Annotated in this window: 14 protein-coding genes; 7 read left to right on the top strand and 7 right to left on the bottom strand. The window is 47.5% G+C overall.

Going from position 1 to position 19,878, the window contains the following annotated elements:
• The first annotated feature begins 31 nt into the window (after positions 1-31).
• Positions 32-892: a glycosyltransferase family 2 protein gene (locus BOW06_RS03610; protein ID WP_043118930.1), complete on the top strand. Its 861-nt coding sequence runs from the start codon at positions 32-34 to the stop codon at positions 890-892.
• Positions 893-1,170: 278 nt separating this feature from the next.
• Positions 1,171-1,428, top strand: a complete 258-nt coding sequence (locus BOW06_RS03605; RefSeq protein WP_043118928.1) for an acyl carrier protein — start codon at positions 1,171-1,173, stop codon at positions 1,426-1,428.
• On the opposite strand, the gene BOW06_RS03600 is transcribed toward BOW06_RS03605, so the two are convergent.
• From BOW06_RS03600 to BOW06_RS03590, 3 genes are read right to left on the bottom strand one after another with little or no spacing between them, the layout of a single operon-like run.
• Positions 1,414-2,352, bottom strand: a complete 939-nt coding sequence (locus tag BOW06_RS03600) for a hypothetical protein (RefSeq protein ID WP_078462826.1) — start codon at positions 2,350-2,352, stop codon at positions 1,414-1,416. The two genes, BOW06_RS03605 and BOW06_RS03600, sit on opposite strands and share 15 nt — an antisense overlap.
• Before the next feature lie 2 nt (positions 2,353-2,354).
• On the bottom strand, positions 2,355-3,305 hold the full coding sequence (locus BOW06_RS03595; protein WP_043118926.1) for a hypothetical protein: 951 nt from the start codon (positions 3,303-3,305) through the stop codon (positions 2,355-2,357).
• Between the two features lie 25 nt (positions 3,306-3,330).
• The gene (locus tag BOW06_RS03590) at positions 3,331-4,227 is read right to left on the bottom strand and encodes a sulfotransferase domain-containing protein (protein WP_052132357.1); all 897 of its coding nucleotides are present in this window, start codon (positions 4,225-4,227) and stop codon (positions 3,331-3,333) included.
• Between the two features lie 131 nt (positions 4,228-4,358).
• Between BOW06_RS03590 and BOW06_RS03585 the strand changes: the two genes are divergently transcribed.
• Positions 4,359-7,649: an Npt1/Npt2 family nucleotide transporter gene (locus BOW06_RS03585; RefSeq protein ID WP_078454433.1), complete on the top strand. Its 3,291-nt coding sequence runs from the start codon at positions 4,359-4,361 to the stop codon at positions 7,647-7,649.
• 36 nt (positions 7,650-7,685) lie between these two features.
• On the opposite strand, the gene BOW06_RS03580 is transcribed toward BOW06_RS03585, so the two are convergent.
• The 3 genes from BOW06_RS03580 to BOW06_RS03570 all read right to left on the bottom strand — a co-directional run bounded on the left by BOW06_RS03580 (position 7,686) and on the right by BOW06_RS03570 (position 10,754).
• Positions 7,686-8,513 carry an MBL fold metallo-hydrolase gene (locus BOW06_RS03580; RefSeq protein WP_043118924.1) on the bottom strand — a complete coding sequence of 276 codons (828 nt, stop codon included), beginning with the start codon at positions 8,511-8,513 and terminating at the stop codon, positions 7,686-7,688.
• A gap of 118 nt (positions 8,514-8,631) precedes the next feature.
• The gene (locus tag BOW06_RS03575; protein WP_043118923.1) at positions 8,632-9,384 is read right to left on the bottom strand and encodes a FecR family protein; all 753 of its coding nucleotides are present in this window, start codon (positions 9,382-9,384) and stop codon (positions 8,632-8,634) included.
• A gap of 11 nt (positions 9,385-9,395) precedes the next feature.
• Positions 9,396-10,754, bottom strand: coding sequence for a tetratricopeptide repeat protein (locus BOW06_RS03570; RefSeq protein ID WP_043118921.1), 1,359 nt, complete (start codon positions 10,752-10,754; stop codon positions 9,396-9,398).
• A 332-nt stretch (positions 10,755-11,086) separates the two neighbouring features.
• Between BOW06_RS03570 and BOW06_RS03565 the strand changes: the two genes are divergently transcribed.
• Entirely contained in the window at positions 11,087-13,318 is a 2,232-nt protein-coding gene (locus tag BOW06_RS03565) for a CHASE2 domain-containing protein (protein WP_078455174.1), read from the top strand.
• Between the two features lie 48 nt (positions 13,319-13,366).
• Here BOW06_RS03565 and BOW06_RS03560 read toward each other — a convergent pair whose 3' ends face one another.
• Entirely contained in the window at positions 13,367-13,888 is a 522-nt protein-coding gene (locus BOW06_RS03560; RefSeq protein WP_052132355.1) for a cyclic nucleotide-binding domain-containing protein, read from the bottom strand.
• A 439-nt stretch (positions 13,889-14,327) separates the two neighbouring features.
• Here BOW06_RS03560 and BOW06_RS03555 point away from each other — a divergent pair, with 439 nt between their 5' ends.
• The 3 genes from BOW06_RS03555 to BOW06_RS03540 all read left to right on the top strand — a co-directional run bounded on the left by BOW06_RS03555 (position 14,328) and on the right by BOW06_RS03540 (position 19,524).
• Positions 14,328-16,502: a hypothetical protein gene (locus BOW06_RS03555; protein WP_143556037.1), complete on the top strand. Its 2,175-nt coding sequence runs from the start codon at positions 14,328-14,330 to the stop codon at positions 16,500-16,502.
• Positions 16,495-18,447, top strand: coding sequence for a hypothetical protein (locus BOW06_RS03550; RefSeq protein WP_078454848.1), 1,953 nt, complete (start codon positions 16,495-16,497; stop codon positions 18,445-18,447). The genes BOW06_RS03555 and BOW06_RS03550 overlap by 8 nt, the downstream gene beginning before the upstream one ends.
• Before the next feature lie 612 nt (positions 18,448-19,059).
• Positions 19,060-19,524: a hypothetical protein gene (locus tag BOW06_RS03540; protein WP_078459974.1), complete on the top strand. Its 465-nt coding sequence runs from the start codon at positions 19,060-19,062 to the stop codon at positions 19,522-19,524.
• Positions 19,525-19,878: the final 354 nt, after the last annotated feature.

The raw sequence follows: 19,878 nt of genomic DNA, 5'->3' as shown, positions 1-19,878 counted from the left end.
TTTATTCAATTAACGCGATAAAAAGTAATTCATGGCTCCAATAATATCATTTGTCATTCCATGTAAAGGAAGGCTCGATCATCTGAAAGAGACGTTACCAAACCTGGTTGATCAGGAATCGTCCGAGGTTGTCATTGTTGATTATGATTGCCCGGATGGTACTAAAGAGTGGGTGAATCATAACTATCCCCGGTTTATTGTCGAGAAAGTCGAGAATCGCCCGGAATTTAATCTCTCGAAAGCCCGAAATATCGGTCTGCACAGAGCTACTGGTGATTGGGTGTTTTTTCTGGATGCCGATATATTCTTATCAAAAGATTTTGTATCCGGGATAAAGAATACTCTCTCAACGAATCATTATTACCTGCTTGGCAAGGAGAGGCATATCGGTTCTAAAGGATCAGTCCTGGTTCAGCGAGAAATGGCCCTGGCTATAAAAGGGTATGATGAAAACTACCTGGGATACAGCTGGGAAGACATCGATTTTTTCACGAGGCTGACGTACGGCGGCTTAAGCTCACAGCTATTGACCGAAGAGCCAATAGGAATAATTACACATTCAGATGATGCGAGAGTCGAGCACTATGATATTAACCGGATGCAATCAATCTCAACTAACAGGCTATATACAGCAGTAAAGAGGGACTTGATGAGGTTTTATAATAATATCAACCTGTCAAATGACGTATTAGTTTCATTACGCAACAACTGTGAGCAATCCGTACTCAATGCAATAGAGAAAGGGGAGGTAACAGCGAGTTTGGTTACTACCCTTCCGGAAGAGAAAGATGTCACTACAAACAGACTTCCTGAATATAGCCTGTTCCGCAGAAGGCTCCATGTTGAAGTGCAATTATGGGAGCCTCCAGTACCAAGACCGGATTTGGATTAAGGAAATCTGAAAGTTGTACTCCCTCACTTGGATGATCCAACTGCAAGATGAATAAAGGAACCTCTGATCAAGCCATGAATTTTGACCTTGCCGCCAGAATACGCCATTTCTGCGTTGCAAACCTTCGTAATAGCGCTGCTATTACGTGCGATTCGCGTCTTGAATTGACGCATTCTGATCGGCAATCTCTTCATACAGACTTAATCAGAGGCTCCTAAAGTGTACAGGCCGATGGCAATGAAAGTATTTCTAATGATTTTATTCTATGGGGGAAACGAATGACCCAGAATGACATTCTCAAAACTCTTCTGGATGAGCTACATGAACAGACTATTAGCCCTGACATTGATTTAAAGAATCATGTACACCCTGGAAGTATCAAGTTCGAAGAGTTGAGGTTGGATAGCCTGGATACTCTCATGCTGGCAATGAATGTCGAAGAAAAGCTTGGCCTGGAGCTGGAGGTTTCCGAGTTTCCACGAGATGCCACACTTGATGAATTTGCCGAATACCTGTTTGAGTTAAAAAATCAGTGATTTGAATTCTTCCAGTAATCGCCTGTTTTCCAGCAACAAGGCTGGTGTAGTGTGTTTGCATTCCTTCAACTCAGAAATTTGCATGCCAGGAACGGAAGCAAGGTGCCTGGCATGCGCCTCGTCAGTTTTTGACTCTGAACCATAGATCACTTTCCTCTGAACCCCATCGTCTTTTTCAGTGAGAATTTTAACCATATCAACGCATACGTCCGGGTCAAGCTGAGCCTTGATTTCCTCAGTCATATATTTTCCGGTTGGGAGTTTCGATTGTTCAGATATGTCTGAACGTATGGAGAAGCCGAGGTATCCACAGCACTGGATTCTGTTTGACATCAGTAATGATGCAAAACCGCCCGAGGAAAAACCCGTGATAAAAATATCATCGATTCCCTTGTTTCTGAGGAATTCTGCAATTGAAACGCTCGATGTAGAAAAGTCCTCCGAGAAACCGGGAATCCCATTCAGATAATTGAAGTATGAAGTATCCTTCAGAAATAGCAGGGAAATCCCAAGTTGTCTCAGTAACGCCAACATGACGAGATTTGAAAAATAAAAATTGTTATACATGGTCGTAAAGATGACCAGGGCGATGTTTTGATGCTTTTTTCCGGTCTCGAAATATGGCTTGTCGAGTTGATAGAGTTCACGCATAAGCTCTGCATCATCAAGGCATTGCTGAAATGTTTCTATTTCCTGAATCGCCTCCCATTGAACTCTCAGTTTTTCCAGGAATGCATGTGCATCTGGATGTGTATATTGTTGTTGTAGCCTGGCATAGAGTGTTTTGAATTCAGGGACACCCTGTGTTGCCAATTCTGATATCAGAAAAAAACTCTCCTTCCTTGTTCTGTCACGCTTTCCGGCAAGCTGTCGTAGCAAGGTGTGTTGACTTGGGCTGTACTGAAATTGGCTATGAAAACGCATGATTAAATCTCGATTCGTACATTAGCGCAAAGCGGGTAGTTAAAAGGATCGCTGTTTTCCTGCATTTCGAGTTTGACAGGGGTGATACTGCATTCGTAACCACTGATCTCTTCTTTTAGGTGTTGAAATATAAATTGTGAGATTGGGCGACCAAGACAGACATGTGCCCCAAAACCGTATAAGGATGAGAGGTTTTCCTCTTCTGTATATTCACTACTTTGCGTGATACAGCGTACTCTCTGTCCTGAGCGGAATTGACTGGAGCCAATGTGAGTGTCTGAAGTGCAAACTCTGTCAACGTAGGTCAGGCTGCTTTTTTTGTATCCATAGCCTAAATCCAATGTAGAAGCTTTTCCTGTTATGTTCTGAAGAATTGCATCATACAAGGATAAAGCCAGTGAGCCAGTTAATGGCCTAGTGCCTAGTGCCGCCAGCGCGATGTGAAGAATTTTCCCTTCACCTTGCCTATTGATGATTTCGGTGAGTCTGTTGTTGATGATTTCACGTTTTCGTATTGATAACACCGGGCTGAAGAGCGAGGGGATAGAGTCGATAACCTCCTGGGCATCATCTTCGCACTGACTGATTCTTACAGCGATCGCGTGCCAAAGTGGTCGTGCAAAGTCAGAGACAAGATCAAGTTCGCAGCAATTGGTAAAATACTGCCTCAGTAGCTTATCAATCGTATTTTTTGCTTCCTCCTCCTGTTCATTTTTTGTCGCAGCGATAAGGAGCGCCATGTTTTTTCTGTTTTTCTTGTGAGCTTCACCATCCATGAAGATTGGCAGCTTCTCAATCAGTGAGATTGCGGTGGAGAAATCTATTCCTGATCTGGACTGCATCTCCCTGTATTTTTCTGCCATGTTATACGAGTGAAAATCCTTCGACATGATGACCGCTTTGGCATCAGGGAATTTGATCGTCATGATCTCTTCATTATCTTGCGGTTTCATTATTGCTCTACACTCTTCATTTTAGTCACGCAATACTTTCAGCATGTTTTGACCAGTTCTCAATGTTGGCCAGTTCGGGGTATCTGTCAAAGCAGTATGAATACTGCTCTGATAATAATTGCTTGAATGACTGAGTGAAAGCAGTCTGAATATCTTCATCTTCCGGAGTAGATGCACGATTGAAATACTTGTCTAACCAGTCTGGTCTGGATTGCAGGCCAATAAAGGAAGATAGCCTTTCCAGTTCGTGTTTGCTAAACATGGTTTCATAAATGCCAATATGAATGTTTTGTTGATCAAAGACTGAGTCCAGGTTGTGCAGGGTATCTTGATAATTCGAATTTCTTATAACAGTCGGAAGTTTACAAAGTTCTTTCAGGATTTCATCAATATGGCTATCTCTATTAAATCTCTTGCCTGCGTATATGCCTACTCGTTGAGCCATTTTTGCAGACGAGATAATGCGGGATACTGGATCCCTCATGAAAAAAACGACCTTGGTTTGAATGCCCCGGCTTTTGAATTCATGATTGATCAATGACAGAACTTCGACTGGTAACCCCATATAGCTGGGAGTGATGTCTGCAGAGATTGAGATTATGTCGGAATAGAGCGATGCAAAATAATCATAATACTCATCATGATTATCGCGGAACTGTTCCAGGCGCTTTTCCTGCGCCTCCTGTTTTCTCCTGAATCCGCTCTTTGATGAGCTACCTGCACGGTTTTTATTGGGGCGGCAGTGATCAGTGCCTTCTAGATAGGCCGCATCAAAAATATGGTATTCCTTTTTGAAGCCAAGGTCAGTGCATTCAAAAGAGTTCAGATAGTTATAAAACCATGTGGTGCCAGTTTTTGGCGCACCAATGCAAAGAATAAAAACTGGTTGTGTGTGATGGCAGTTTGCAGTGATAGGCATCATTAATACGGCGCCGGAACGACAGAAAGCAGACTGAGATTTATATTCGTCATGTATTGGACTGAATGTGCACTATATTTAGTATTGTGTGCATCAGGTTCATTCATATTCAATGATCGATTGTAAAAAGTATCATGACAGATGATACACTTTCATCTACTGCTCTGCTCACCATCAACAGGTATAACCAGGTTTTGGAAAAAGAGGCACTCAGTTCACGAATTCACAGAATTTTTGATCTAAGGCGCGACGAGTCACGCCTTGTCAGTGGTCTCTTTTTGCATTATTTTTTCCAGGGCTTCGGTTTGGCATTGATGCTTATCATCGCCAATGCCGAGTTTCTGGCAAATCACCCAATACACAAACTCCCGGTTGTCTACATGCTTGCTGCTGTAATTCTGCTGATATTTGGTAGAATTTATGCGTGGCTTGAGCACAAACTGGATCTGAAAAGGCTCTTTTTTACCATTGCACTGATCATACTCTGCCTGTCTGTCTCCTCATGGGCGGGGTTTTCGTTTCTCGATAGTGCATATGTCAGCTTCGGGCTGATTATTGCCTACCAGGTGATCTACCTGCTGGCAAATCTCGAGTTCTGGGGGTTGTCCGCAACGCTTTTCGATGTGCGTCAGAGCAAACGGTTGTTTGGCCTTATCTCTGCCGGAGACGTGCCTGCCAAGCTTCTCGGCTACCTGTCGGCCTCGCTGTTTGCTCCTGTCATTGGTATCCAGAATATGCTTTTGATCGGCACGATCAGTTTTCTACTCTCCGTGCTTGTCATGAACAGGGTGATGTCACAACAGAAGCTTCATGCAGGGGGGCATGGAGGTCACCAGGAGCATCACCGGCATGAACGCGGGGGGCACCTGTTTCAGAAGTTATTTGGTTCGAAACTTGTCGTAACACTTGCCCTGCTGTCAGCGATAGCAATGATTTCCATGACTGTGATTGATTACGCATTCCTCAGTGGTGTGAAACAGCGATTTCATTCTGATGTTGAATTGGCACGCTTCCTGGGCTTCTTCTTTGCGCTTGGTTCAGCAATCACTATCATCATCAAGCTCTTTCTCTCCGGAAGGCTTGTGAAAAAATTTGGCGTAATTCGTGCGTTGCTGGTACTTCCGATGCTGCTTTTGATCGTTAGCATTGCGATTATCATTTCCAACTATGTGTCAGTAACCGGTTTTACTGTTTTTATCCTCTTCGGTATCCTGATGATGGTATCGGAAGTGTTCAACTATGCGTTGCATAATCCGGTTTTTCTCGCCATGTTCCAACCCCTGGATTTACACAGGAGGCTACAGGGTCACACCACGATCAAGGGGCTCACAGACCCGTTCAGCCTGGGTGTTGCCGGTATCATTCTCTATTACCTTTTTCCACCCGGCGGGGCACAGCAGAGCGATCTTGTTTTTATCTCCTACCTGTTTCTCGCTTCTGTTGTTGTCTGGATACTGACTCTGCTGTTTGTCAGGAAGCACTATTTTCAAACGCTCAAAAGCGCTATCTATAATCGTTTTCTAGGTACAACACAGGTGCAGTGCAACGATAGCGAATCAGTTGCGATCCTGCGTGACAAGCTGGTGAGTTCATATCCAGAGGATGTGATTTATGCTCTCGAGCTCATGCGGCAATCCGGTGTCGATAACATCCATGAAGTATTGCAGCAGCAGATATCAAGTGATTCAGAGGTTGTTCGCGGTTACGCCGTAAAATTGATTAAAGAGCAGGAGTGCCGACAGCTATTGCCGGATTTACTCAATCTCATCAGGACGGAATCCTCAGTCCCCGTCAGGAGGAAAGCTATCATCGCCTACTGTCGCCTCGCAGAAGAAGCGCATGATGTCATTATCGACTTGCTCGGTTCAACAGACCTCAATTTGCGTTCAGCTGCAATTTGCGGCCTGATCGAGACTGGAGGTATTGAAGAAATTGTATTGTCAGGTGAGTCACTGTTAGCCCTTGTTGGAAGTGAAGATGAATTGGAAAAACTTGCAGCGATAAACATCATTAGTGACCTCAAGATCAGGAAGTTTTACCGCCCCCTGCTGCGTTTTTTTGATGATGACTCGTTAACTGTTCGAAAGGCAGTTATTTCGGCCGCTGGCGTACTTGGAAGTGAGAGGTTGCTTCCCTCGGTGTTGAAGCAGCGGGAGGACAGCCGGCTTTCCCAGCATGTGCTGGAGGCATTGCCGGGTTTCGGTTCAGCTGTTATTCCGGTTGTCAGGGGGGAACTCCAGGGGCAGGATGAGAGTAACTGTTTTAACTACGCCAGCCTGATCAATGTTGTCGGAAAAATTGACACACATGATGCAATCGTCCTGCTTGAAGAGGAGTCTGAATCCCACTGGTTATGTATAAGGGATGCGGTTCTGTCAGCACTCCACTCACGTAAATATCATGCCCGCGATCAGGAACCCTGGTCGAGAAGCATTCAGTACGATCTCGCCCTTGCATACAATATAAATGGCAGTTTGCGTTTCCTTGTTCCTGGCACAGACAAGCTTGTGATAGACGCACTCAATTTTGAATTGAATCGTGCGCTTAACAGGATACTGACCACGCTCTCTTTTATTTACAGCCGCGAGGCGCTGGAGCGAGTATCAAGAGGGATTCAGTCGGAAGACAAGGAGCGCAGGGCTAATGCAATTGAAACGCTTGATAACGTTTTACCCGACACGCTGTGTTCGAAACTTCTGCCGCTCGTTGAGAAGCATGATGCGGGTGTGTTTGATTCGATGATTGATCGCTATGCCACAGTAGAATATGAAAGCCGTGATGACGTGTTTAAACAGATACTTGTTACTGGTAACCGTGCCTTTCACGCATGGACCCTTACCGTCTGCCTCTACCAGACGCGAGGTTTAATGTGCAAGGAACGGGAAACTTATACGCATAGTCCTCATCTGATGCTTCGGCAAGCAGCTCAACTAAGCGGAGATTATAAACTGGATATGAAACATCACACTGATACGAAAGGGCAGTCTGATCTGCTTGAGATTGAGAAGGTAATCATCCTGAAAAGCTCGGTTCTCTTTACGGAAACGCCGGAAGAGATACTTGTGGAAGTTGCGCAAATTCTGAAGCCGATAAGATTCGCGGAAGGTGAGGCAATTTTTGAGAAAGGTGAGTATGGCGACAAGATGTACATCATCTACGAAGGGGAAGTCAGCATACATGATGGTGATCATGTGCTCAGTACCCTTGGCCGACGTGACTTTTTCGGAGAACTGGCGTTACTTGATCCGGAGCCCAGGTCGGCAAGTGCTACAGCCAGGAGCAGTTGCCTGTTGCTTGAGCTGGAACAGACGCCATTTTATGAGCTAATGGCTGAACGCAATGAAGTGAGTAACGGAATTATGAAGGTTCTGGCGCGCAGAATCAGGGAGGATAATATAAAGATTATGGAACTGCATTCAGACTGAATAGCAGTGTCACCTGCATGCGTAACGCACGATGGCTCAAAGAGTCAGGGTTTCACCTTCCCGCGCAGCAATAACTTTCATTGAATCGCCGACTTTCTCCTGACACTCGGCAACGATTTCATCCAACTGGTCATCCGTACGATCTGGCTCATGATGAAACAGCACAAGCAGTTTAACGCCCGCATCGAGTCCAAGTTGAAGTGCCTGCCCTATAGAGGAGTGTCCCCAGCCTATGCGGGTCTCAATCTCTTCATCGGTATAGGATGCATCGTGAATCAGGCAGTCGAGTCCGTGGCAGCGCTCAACCCATTCTTCATAACTGGTCGGGGGCTCGTTTGGAGGGAAGAGTTCATTATCAGTCATGTAAGCGAGTGATTTACCGCCAGAGCGGAAAAAATAGGCAGAGCCGCCACCAGGGTGGTTGAGAGGTGCTGTCGTTACGATTGTGCCTTGAAAGTTGACATCCCTGATTCCCTCTTCATCGAGGAGATGGATATTGGATGGCAGGGCACTGGCCGGAACCGGAAAGAAGGGATCTGAAAACTGCTGTGTTAATGACAGATTCTCATGGGATTCGCAGTTGAAGCAGACGACAAATATCTCTGAACTACCACGATAAGCCGGTTTAAAGAAGGGGAAGCCCTGAATGTGGTCCCAGTGCTGATGGCTTAGAAGCAGGTAGATTGGCCTGTGGTCGCCGGCAAGTTCATCACCGAGTCGACGTATTCCTGTCCCGGCATCAAGAATAATGATTTCATCAGAACCGTTATCAACTCGCAGGCAAGGTGTATTCCCGCCGTAGCGCACCGTGTCAGGACCCGGTGAGGCGATTGATCCACGTACGCCGTAAAACGTCACTTGCATGGTTGTTCCTTATCAGCGTCGCTGATTCAAATATTTGTTATTTTGTTATTAAGTGTCCCACGCTAGCATGGTTCAATAAAACCTACTCTTATTAGCTTTTAAGTCCAGTGCCCCTTGTCTAGTAAATGCCGCCTCCACTATCAAGGACCTCATTGGGAAAGAACGGAAGCCCGGAATCCGGATCACCGGATGTAGGACCGAAGCTATCCAGGTTAAGTGGATCATCATCCGGGCCTGTGGTCGGGTCCATACTGTGGCCGGCAGAGAATGGGCTTCTGCCGCCATCAAACTCAAGCAGTTCACACTCCCCTGCTGCTGAGACTCTTACAATACGAAAGGGGTGTCCATCACCAAGTGAGGCATCACAACCGGGAGCCGTTACCTTGCCGCGGCCTTTCCAGAAAGCAACGAACAGGTTATCACCAGCCAGTTCAGCTTCGTAGACGGTTCCCTTGATTCCGATTGTGGCCAGTGGAGTCTCCAGGCGATAATCTTTGGGATCATCCTTGCCAACTGCACCGGAAATCGTACGCAGACCACCCTTGGTCAATTTCATGATGACAGAGTCGTCAGAGCCCGGTTGCTTGTATTGATATTCAAGAAGTGACAGGGAGCTGTTTTCCTGGAGTGCAATCACAGCGCCATCCTGCATACGAAACTGGGCCCGACTCTCATTGCCTGTCTCGAGAACCTCGGACTCGTGAATGGCAGAGCGGCGCTTGAGTTTTCTGATATCCTGGCCGGCTGTTGCGGTGACGTTGCCCTTGGCTAGCAGGGTAATCCCGGCTTTTTCTGCGTCCGCGACAGAGATACCTGAAAAGATGCAGCTGACAAGCAGGGCGGATAATTTGATTGTGGTATTAGGTTTCATTTTCATCGCCCTCAAAACTGTCGACGCAGGCCGATCTGGAATAAGTGTCTTTCATAATCTTCCGGGGAAGCTTTATAATCCCATTCATATATGTTGCTGTCATTATTCTGATATGAATACCTGGCGAAGAGGATGGTGTCGGCCGCAACTGTACGGTCATGGCCAAGAGTCACGCCAGCAAGGTCATCTTTCTGTTTTTCGCCAGTGAAATAGAAACCGGCATATTCGGGATCAATGGCCTTGTGGTTTTCGCGCTGGTAAAAGATCTGGGCGAATGTCTTGCTGTTGGATGCGGCGCTGATATGCGTGAGGCGGTAAGAGATTCCGTACAAGTCACGGGCGTTATATTTACCTTCAGAGTCATCGGCCCATTCAGTTCCGGCATATGCCATTACCTGGTGGGAGACCGAGACAGATTTTCTGGAGATGCCCGCACTGATGAGTAGTCGCTGGCGATCCGCAAGGTTCCCGTCAATTATGTCGTCAACCATATCATTCTCATCAAAATAGCTCCATTGAGCCCCAAGTCGGAAATCAACTGCTTCATTGATATTCTTTGAGAAACCGGCATCCAGCTGATAGAGAGTGCGATAGTGATTACCGCCGGTCCACAGCGGCTTTATTGAAGCGGAATAGTTGTATGACCTGTCTCCATCGCTTTTTGCTACTCCCGCAGTGAATGCAAGACTGGTTACGTTTGTGTCCTCGACATCATCGTAGACCCGAAATTTTCCGGCAGCTTTAAGGAAGCCCACATAACCGGATGAGATCGGCTTGGAGTAACCGAATTTCGCACTGACTTCTGCAAAATTGCCTTCAATTTCACTTTTATCACCATAATATCCGCCATAGATTTCGCCCTCATCCTCGTCCATTCCAACATTCAGATTGGTATCATGGCCTACGGAAAATACCACCATGGAGTGGGTGTTGGCCTCTGCTTCCAGTGCCTCTATGCCCATTTGGTCGGCGAAACTCATTATTTTATCTGAGCGCATATCAGTTGAAGAGATGCGGCGAAGCTGAGCAAATTCATGCTTGGCGGCTTCACTGTTTTCCAGCGCCAGGTAGGCTTCGATCAACAGGATGCGGGCGTCTCTGTTATACGGGTTGTTAACAACCACTCTTTCAAAGGCAAACACGGCATTTTCTGTATTGCCACTGCGTAATGCTGCAAGACCGTATGCGTAGTCAAAATCAGGATCGCCACCCATGGCTGCGTTGTGCGACTCTGCCAACTGGAAAGCTCTTGTGTAATCAGTGGCGTCCAGTGCCTGCTGCAGGTCGGCAGGTACAGCTGCAAGGAGAGGTGAGGATAATGCGCCTGTCAGACTCAGGCAGAGCATCCATCGCGATACTGTTGTTTTCATTTCGAGAGCTCCCGGGTGCTCATAATCTTTTTTTATCTGCTAAATGTATGAAATCTCAAGTGAACTATACAATAAACTTGTGATTAGGTTGTATATTTTGCTCTTATGATGCGGCCTTGTAAGCAGAGTTATTATTCAGGCCCAGCCACCCATGATCGATATCAAGAGCAGGTTTCAGTATAGTACATATTGATATTGATATTGATTGCGATTGATAAGGCTTGTTTGCAATTGCCATAACAATTTACCTATCAACCTTCTGCTTGTGAGATAAAACGGCCATTATTAACTATCCTGTTTAAAATGAGTGAAACCGACATGCCAATAATCCGATGATATCCAGGCATCTTCAAAAATACCGACTGTTTGCTGTCAGTGGCACCCTGTTGTTACTGACAACATTTTTTTACCTGGAATTCTACTCTCCGCACGGCTTGCGTGAATGGGTCAACCGGATTGACGGATTGCTCTATGACGTCAAGGTTCGCACCACCCTTCCCGAGGTAACCCGGGAAGACCCACCAATCCTCATTGTTGATATCGACGAAAATAGTCTGAAAGAGGAGGGGCGCTGGCCCTGGTCCCGCATCAAAGTAGCGAAACTGGTCGATCGCCTCTCTGAGGCTGGTACCATGATGCTTGCATTCGATGTGGTGTTTTCGGAACCGGAAGAGAATGCGGTTGATGTTCTCCAGGGGAATGCCATCAGTGTTCCCCCGCCAATCAACGCGTGGTTACTGGAGCAAAAAGAGCATATCGATGCGGATAACAGGTTGGCCGCATCGCTAAACAGTACTGACACCATTCTTGGTACGCTATTTCACAAGTCTGAAATGGTTCGTACAGGACAACTAGTTCCTCCTTTATTCAATGAGAGTAACGGAACCGAGTTGTTACCGGAGAAGATGGTCGTTTTTGAATACTCCGGCTACTCGGCACCAATCAGCGAGCTCATGGATAACGCGATTGGAACCGGGGCGATAAATACGAATCCGGATAACGACGGTGTTGTTCGGCGATCGCCCCTGTTGATCAAGTATGCTGACAAGCTCTATCCGACTCTTGCGATGGAAACGGCGAGACAATATCTGCTTGAAGAATCGATCAATGTTGGCACTGCAACGATCGGTGAGGTTCAAACGGTTACCCACCTTACACTCGGTGGTAAGGATATCCCCACGGATGCAAAAGGCAATATCCTGATTCCCTTCATGGGTAGGGCCGGTACCTTCAAAACCATCTCTGCTACAGCTGTACTCAATGACGATGAGGTGTTGAAAGAATTCGAAGATGCGATTGCCTTTGTCGGTACATCCGCCCTGGCCCTTGCGGATCTGCGACCAACTCCAATATCGGGTTCTTTCCCCGGTGTAGAAATTCAGGCATCCATTCTCAATGGCCTGCTGCATCCTGAGCTTCTGGCATCCGAGCACGACTGGCTACCGGGTGCGCTGGCAATGCTGCTTCTGGTGATCGGTTTGATCCTGATCATTGTGATGCCGCTTGTATCAGTGACGACTCAGCCGTTGATTGGAATTATCCTTGCTTTCCTGATCGTGCTGCTTAACTACTGGTTCTGGAATTCGCTGAGAATCAATATGGCGCTTTTTTCCCAGATTGGTTTGATCCTGGGGGCAACGACTATGTTCACCATTGAGAGTCTGATCAGGGAGACACATGAGAAACTCAAGATCCGTGGCAGTTTCGGTCAGTATGTACCGCCGCAGCATATTGATCGCCTGCAAGGTGGTGGCTGGGACAATAGCCTGCGGGGTGAGCGACGTGAAATGTCGGTGCTTTTCAGTGATATTCGCAGTTTTACTCAGCTCTCGGAAGGGCTGGATGCAACGGAGTTGAGAGAGTTTCTGAACCAGTACTTAACCCCTATTACGAAAATCATCTTCGATTCAGGTGGAACGATAGACAAATATGTCGGTGACATGGTCATGGCATTCTGGAATGCGCCTATTGATGACCCCGGGCATCCGTCACATGCGGTACACACCGCGCTGAAGATGAGAACGCAGCTTGAATCCATGCAGGATCAATTCCAGGAGATGGGACTGCCCAAGGTCGCTGCCGGTATTGGTATACATACCGGCGATATGAATGTCGGCGACATGGGCTCAGAATACAGGCGTGCCTATACTGTGCTTGGTGATGCAGTGAACCTGGGTTCACGCCTCGAAAGCCTGACCAAGTTCTATGGTGTGGATATTCTCACCAGTGAAGAGACCATGGTTTTGTGCCCCGATGTCAGCTTTCGATATATTGATCGTGTAAGGGTAAAGGGAAAGGAGACTGCGGTTAAAATGTATGAACCGCTATGGATCAAGGGTACTGAGCATGATGAAGCGATTGATCAAGTTCATGCTGTCTACATGCAGGGTGTTAACCACTACCTGAACCAGGAGTGGGAGAAAGCGGTAGCTGTTTTTAAGCAGCTAAGCGAAGATGTACCTGGTGAACTGATTTACCGCATCTACCTGGAGAGATCGGAAGAGCTCATGCGAAACCCACCGGGCCCGGACTGGGATGGCATCTATACACATACGACAAAGTAAAAAGGCGCCAATGGCGCCTTTTTACTGATGTAGCTAATGATCGTGTCATCACTCGCTGACAGTCGACTCCCCGACGATATGCCTGATTCCGGCATGGACATCATCGACATCGGAGGAGTTAAGCAGTTGTGACAGCTTGATAGTGGTGTCACGCTGCCTTTGCGATGACAGAATCGCCATTTCGTGAATCAACTTGTAGGCAACCGGGTGTTCCTCAGTGACCAATTTATCAAAATCCTCGCTGCCGACACGCAGGAAGATTGAGTCTGCGGATGCACGTACAGTTGCCGAGCGTGGCAACTTGTCGAGGATCGACATTTCACCAAAGCAGCCTTTTTCGCCGATTTCAGCGATTTTTTCACCACTCTTCAGAATATCGACCCCACCCCTGTAGACCACGTACCAGGCATCACCCTCAGTACCTTCCTCGAAGAGGATATCGCCCGCCTGGTATTCGGCTTCCTTAACAACATGGAGGATTTCCTGTAGTTCTCTTGGTTCAAGGGTCTCGAAAAAAGGGGTCTCCAACAGGAATGTGATCATATTTTCGGGTGATATATGCCTTTTCATCTTTTACTCCAGGTCAGTTCAGATATGCGATCTCTACACGCACAATGATATGTTGGTGATACCTGCGAGGTTGTCATGCGTACCAATAATCCCGCATACCAAATACCCTGCTTTTATTCTCTCTCACCTGGAGCAGGTGATGTCTTGATTTTCGTCAATAAAAAGCTATCTGATCATTCATACGTTGATTCATGAATTCAGTGAGAAATCACGCAACTGGTAACCCGGGTGTAGTGAAGTGCGAGTTGTACGCACATGTGGTTTTGTTGCACGGCCAGTTAGTGCTAATGTGTCACTATTGAGAAGGTTGTCAGTAGTGCACCATGTGGTGACGATGAAGAGCCTGGCTGAATCAACCCCATGGAGTGGGGCGTCAAAAGGCGGACAGAGACTGGCTGGCCTATATGATAAGTAAGGAGACTTGAGAAGGATGCAGTACATGAAATATACGATAGCCTTCATGCTTTTTCTGTGCGGTTCCATGAACTGGGCAGTTGCAAGCGATATCGAAATTCCTGAGCCTCTTGAGCCATGGGTTGAATGGGTCAAGGCCAACTCTCCTGATATGGATTGTCCAATGCAATATGGAGACGTTGGTACAAAACAGTGTCGCTGGGCCGGCACTCTCCAACTTGACGTGTGGGAAGATGGTGGCGTCTTCAGTCAGCAGTTCACGACCTATTCAGAGAGTTGGTTGCTTTTGCCGGGGGAGCGCAGCTACTGGCCTGACAGCGTCCGTCTGAATAATGAACCGGCTGTCATACTGCAGCACGAAGGATTTCCTGCACTCAGGGTTGCTGCAGGAGAACACCATGTCAGCGGTACATTCAAGTGGAAGCAGCTTCCAATCTCACTCGCCTTGCCTGTTGATACCGGTATCGTTAACTTGAGTATTGATGGTGACGCTGCCAACGTCAATCGTGACCAGCAGGGGAAACTGTGGCTCAAGACAGGTGTGAGCCATGATGCGCTTGCAGAGGCGGACCGACTGGACCTGCAAATACACAGGCGTTTTACAGACCTTTCACCGATGAGAATGGAGGCCAGGTTGATCCTGGATGTTTCCGGCAAACAGCGTGAAACACTTCTGAGCGGTGTTTTGTTGGATGGATTTATTCCTATCGATCTCAACAGCCCCTTGCCGGCACGGTTGGAGCAAGAGGGTATGTTAAGGCTTCAGTTGAGACCGGGCCATTGGGAGATCAGCATCATCGCTTATCGCCCAGGTGAAGTGACAACAATCACGGTGCCACAGGCAACAAAACAGATGCCTGCACAAGAGTTATGGAGTTTCGAGTCGCAGAATCACCTGCGCCTGGTTGAGCCTGAAGGGTTGCAGCAGGTTGATCCGCGCCAGACGACACTTCCACAAGCGTGGCGAAAATCCCCGGCTTTCATTGCGCATGCATCTGAACCGGATAAACCGGCAGAGGTGCTGAAACTTAAACAGATTCGTCGGGGCGATCCGGATCCCGAACCTGACCGGATTAATCTTGCACGTACCCTGTGGCTCGATTTCGATGGCAAGGGTTACACAGTACAAGACAAGCTCAGTGGCGCGATCACGCGTAGCTGGAGACTTGAATCTGCACCTGATCTTGACCTGGGGCGAGTCGCTATTAATGGAAAAAACCAGCTGATCACCCGTATGGCGGAAGATGACGGTCAGGGTGTTGAGATTCGTCGTGGAAACCTGGACCTGGTTGCTGATGGACGTTACGAGGGAAGCGTTCAGCATGTTCCACTTGGCTGGAAGCACGACATGAACCAGGCAAGTGTGACTTTGAAGCTTCCCCCGGGCTGGGAAATCTTCTCCGTTAGCGGAGTTGATAACAACCCGCACAGCTGGATTCAACGCTGGACACTGCTGGATCTGTTTTTTGTTCTAATCGTGGGTGTTGCGGTTGCGCGGCTTCGTGGTTACCTGTGGGGCCTGGTTTCCCTGGTCACACTGGCACTCACATGGCATGTGGATCTTGCGCCTCACCTGGTGTGGCTCTACCTGATTGCAGTATTGGCGCTCTTGCGAGTGGTACCAGCCGGGAAAATGTATATGCCCTTGCTTTGGAGCAGAAATCTCCTGTTTATCGGACTTATCCTGATTGCAGTACCTTTCATCGTTTTACAGGCAAGATACGGTATCTACCCACAGCTGGAAAAAATGCCTTTATACGAGTCTGCGGCACGCTATCCCGTCTCTTCAATGGCGCCAAGGGGTTCTGCTGACCAGGTGATGATGGAAAAGGCTGGCAAGATGAAGCGGGAGCTGTACTACAGCTCTCGTCAGGACAAGCGCATGAACCAGATGCTGGATATCCAGTCGATTGATCCTGATGCCAATATTCAGACGGGCCCCGGACTGCCAAACTGGGAGTGGAACAGTTTTACCCTTGAGTGGAATGGCGCTGTTACCAAAGATCAGACAATCGATTTGACACTGATCCCGCCGGGACTCTACAGGGTGATTCATTTCCTCAGGATTCTTCTCGTGTTGCTGCTGGCGTATGGGCTTATCAGTGATAAATCATCCGGAGGCATAAAAGGCTGGCTGGCAAGTTTTACTTTGCGTTTACCTGCAAGACCTGGTGACGAAGGGGAGAAAGCCAATGCCTAGGTTTATTGCTGTTGTGCTTTTGCTGCTTCTATCCTGGCCTGCATTTGGTGCAAGTTTTCCTCCCGCAGAGCTTCTTCAAGAGCTTTCGCAACGATTATCAAAACCGGCTGAATGCCAGCCGCATTGTGCAACCATTCAGCACCTTGAGATCAAGGCAGGGGCTGAGCAAATCCAGATGCAACTGGAAGTGTATGCTGGCGACCAGTCGGCGATTCCGTTGCCTGTAAAAGAGGGGCAATGGTGGCCTGCGGAATATCGCCTCGATGGTGATTCGAATCCGGTGCTCATGCGTGACTCTCAAGGGATATTGTGGATATTGGTCAGCGAAGGCCAGCACTTGCTGGAGTTGTCAGGGCCGACTTCGGTTCGCAGTCAGTTGGACCTGCCTCTGCCTTTATCTCCAGCCCGTATCAAGGTCATATCAGAGGAGTGGGTCGTCAATGGGCTGGACGAGAATGGTGTGCCTGAACAGCAACTTCAGCTGATCCGGAAAAAACAGGTTGAAGCGGGTAGTGGAGAATCTCTCGAACCCGGGGTACTGCCGCCACTGCTTGAAGTGACCCGCATATTACATTTTGGTATCGAGTGGAGTGTGGATACGCACATTCGCCGTATCTCACCTCCGGGCTCTCCTGTCACACTCAATCTCGCACTGCTTCCGGGAGAAGCAGTCATCACTTCAGGGCTCGAGGTTGATTCCGGGTCATTGCAATTACGCTTGCCTGCAAATCAGTCAGAACTGACATTCACATCAAAAATTACACCGGTCGAGCAGATTATTCTGAGTGCATCTGACGACAAGCGTCTATCAGAAAAGTGGCAGCTGGATGTTGGACCGGTTTGGCATATTGATTTCGAAGGACTGCCAGTCATCCATCACCAGGATAGCTCAGGTGCATGGTTACCGACATGGGCTCCTTGGCCTGGTGAAGAGGTGAATGTCAACATTAGCCGTCCAATAGCGAAAAAGGGCAACCTTCTGACGATAGATAAATCCATGCTGGAAGTGACGCCTGGGCGGCGTGTCACCGACAGCAAGTTGTCGTTTGAATTAAGAGCAAGTCGTGGTGGTCAGCATAAGATACAGCTACCTTCAGGAGCTGTTTTACGCAGTGTAAAAATTGATGGTGTTGCCCAGCCTGTGCGTCAATCAGGAGGTACTGTCAGCATCCCCGTGAGACCTGGCAAGCAGAAAGTTGAATTGAACTGGCGAAATGAGCAGGGTATTGGGCTGGTTTATCAAACACCGGCTGTCGATCTGGGTGTCGAGAGTGTCAATCACAGTATCCAGGTTAAGCCAGGTGAAGATCGCTGGACACTGTTTCTGTTTGGGCCATCAATGGGGCCGGCAGTGCTCTTCTGGTCAATGATGGTTATCGTTGTGCTGCTTGCATTCATTCTTGCACGCATCGGCACAACGCCCCTGAAGTGGTATCACTGGCTCTTGCTTGGTATTGGCCTGACACAGGCATCACTGTTCGGTGCTGTGATCATTGTTGCCTGGCTGCTTGTTGTGGGTCAGCGTGATCAGATCGCGACCAGCCTTGAGAACGATAATATCTACAATCTCACCCAGGTGGCGATAGTGATCCTGACTGTCATGGCACTTCAATCACTGTTTGATGCAATCAGGTTTGGCTTGCTTGGTCTGCCCGAGATGCAGATCGAAGGAAATCATTCCAGTAGCCAGGTATTGAAATGGTATCTCGACAGGGCAGGGATGGTACCTGACTCGTCAACACTCATATCGGTTCCACTGCTCTATTATCGACTCGCAATGCTTGCATGGGCGCTATGGCTGGCTTTCGCCTTGCTGGGATGGCTTAAATGGAGCTGGAGAGTCTTTGAGCGTCATGGTTTCTGGAAACGCAGTGGACCGGTGCTGAAAATTAGGCTACGCAGAAAAAATGCGCCGACTGATGACAAGGATAAAGATCCCCAGTAAATAGCTGCCTGAATACTGGTATTGCTCATACGGCTTTGAGCAGTACCTTGTATTCAGTATCTCAAAAACAACATAAGCCGACTAAAAGCCGGCTTATGAAGAAGTGCAATCCTTGCACATTGTGATTGCTGCCCATCCTGAGTCAATACGACATCCTTGCCGCGCAACCTGTTCAGGAATTCCTTTCCTGTTTTGAAAAGCGTGGTGCTATCCTGGCTCCTAGTATCAATCCCGACTGCAACACTTCCTGTGTATTTGAAAGCTGTTTCCTTCCATTCAGATCGGTGCATCTTCCTGACACTCCGTTTGATACCTTGAGTAAAAGTATACGTCTTGGCTTGAATCAGGACAGTGGTGAAATTCTGAAAGTTTTGTAGGAAAATTCCTACACTGTATTAATGTGTATTGTCGAACAACCGCTCAGATACTACTGGTAAGAATGTTGTTCATTCTCATCTTGAATAACTTGATCGTATGCTAATCGCAAGACGGGGTAATCGAGGTTATAATGAGCCTGCATTGCATCCTGTAGTGCAGACAATTAATTAACTGTAAAGTATGGAAGCATGTAGATTCATTGATGATGTCTACATTTACAACAAGGAAGAGACAATGAAATCAAGATTACTGAATGCATCACTAAGCTCAATTCTGCTTCTCGCAGTATCATCTATACAGCCACTGTATGCGACTAGTGTCGTCGCCGAGTCAATTGAAGTCCTACTGTTAAACGCCTATAGCGGAACAATTTCTGATGACATTATCAAGGAAGATATGTTTTTGTTAAATCTTCCCATGGGTGATGGGCCTACTGGTGAACCTGTCAGTCAGTTCCTGGTGAAGGTTAAGTTTAAAGGGCCGGCCGGTGAGGTTGTCAGGGGTGAAAGCCTCACGCTTAACGTGATGGCGCAGGAAAGTGGTGAAGTCAAGTTAAGTAGAGAGTATGATTTCTTTGATTTTTATGCGAGTAGTGAAGGAACCTCATATGAGTTTGTGCTGTTGAATGGCGCATGCGATTCGCTGCAGTTGAGTATTGGCCAGTTAACAAAAAATATTAACTTTAACTGTGGCGAATAAACTATTCGTCTGAATATGTTGATCCCGGTGTGCTGCATGATTAAACCAGTACACCAGGGTGGCGCCAAACCGAGGCCTGGAAGTTTTGTCTTTTAGATTAATGAATTCTCCTGTAACAACAAAAACCGACGCATGGCCGGCTAATGAAGTTGCGCTGTCCTTGCGCAAAGTGGTTGCCATTCATCCTGAATGAGTGTGACACTCCTTGTCATGCAACCTGTTAATCAGGAGATCCTTTCCTGAAACGAAAAATAGGGTGCCATCCTGGCTCCAAAAATATTAACCCCGACTGCGGCGCATCCTGCGCACTGGAAGAGAGAACTCATCCTTTCAATCGGTGTGTCGTCCTGACAC

The organism is Solemya velum gill symbiont (assembly GCF_002020255.1).
Lineage (GTDB): Bacteria > Pseudomonadota > Gammaproteobacteria > Chromatiales > Chromatiaceae.
Note: the sequence above shows the minus strand (reverse complement) of the source record. Positions and strands in the feature narration are given on the sequence as shown.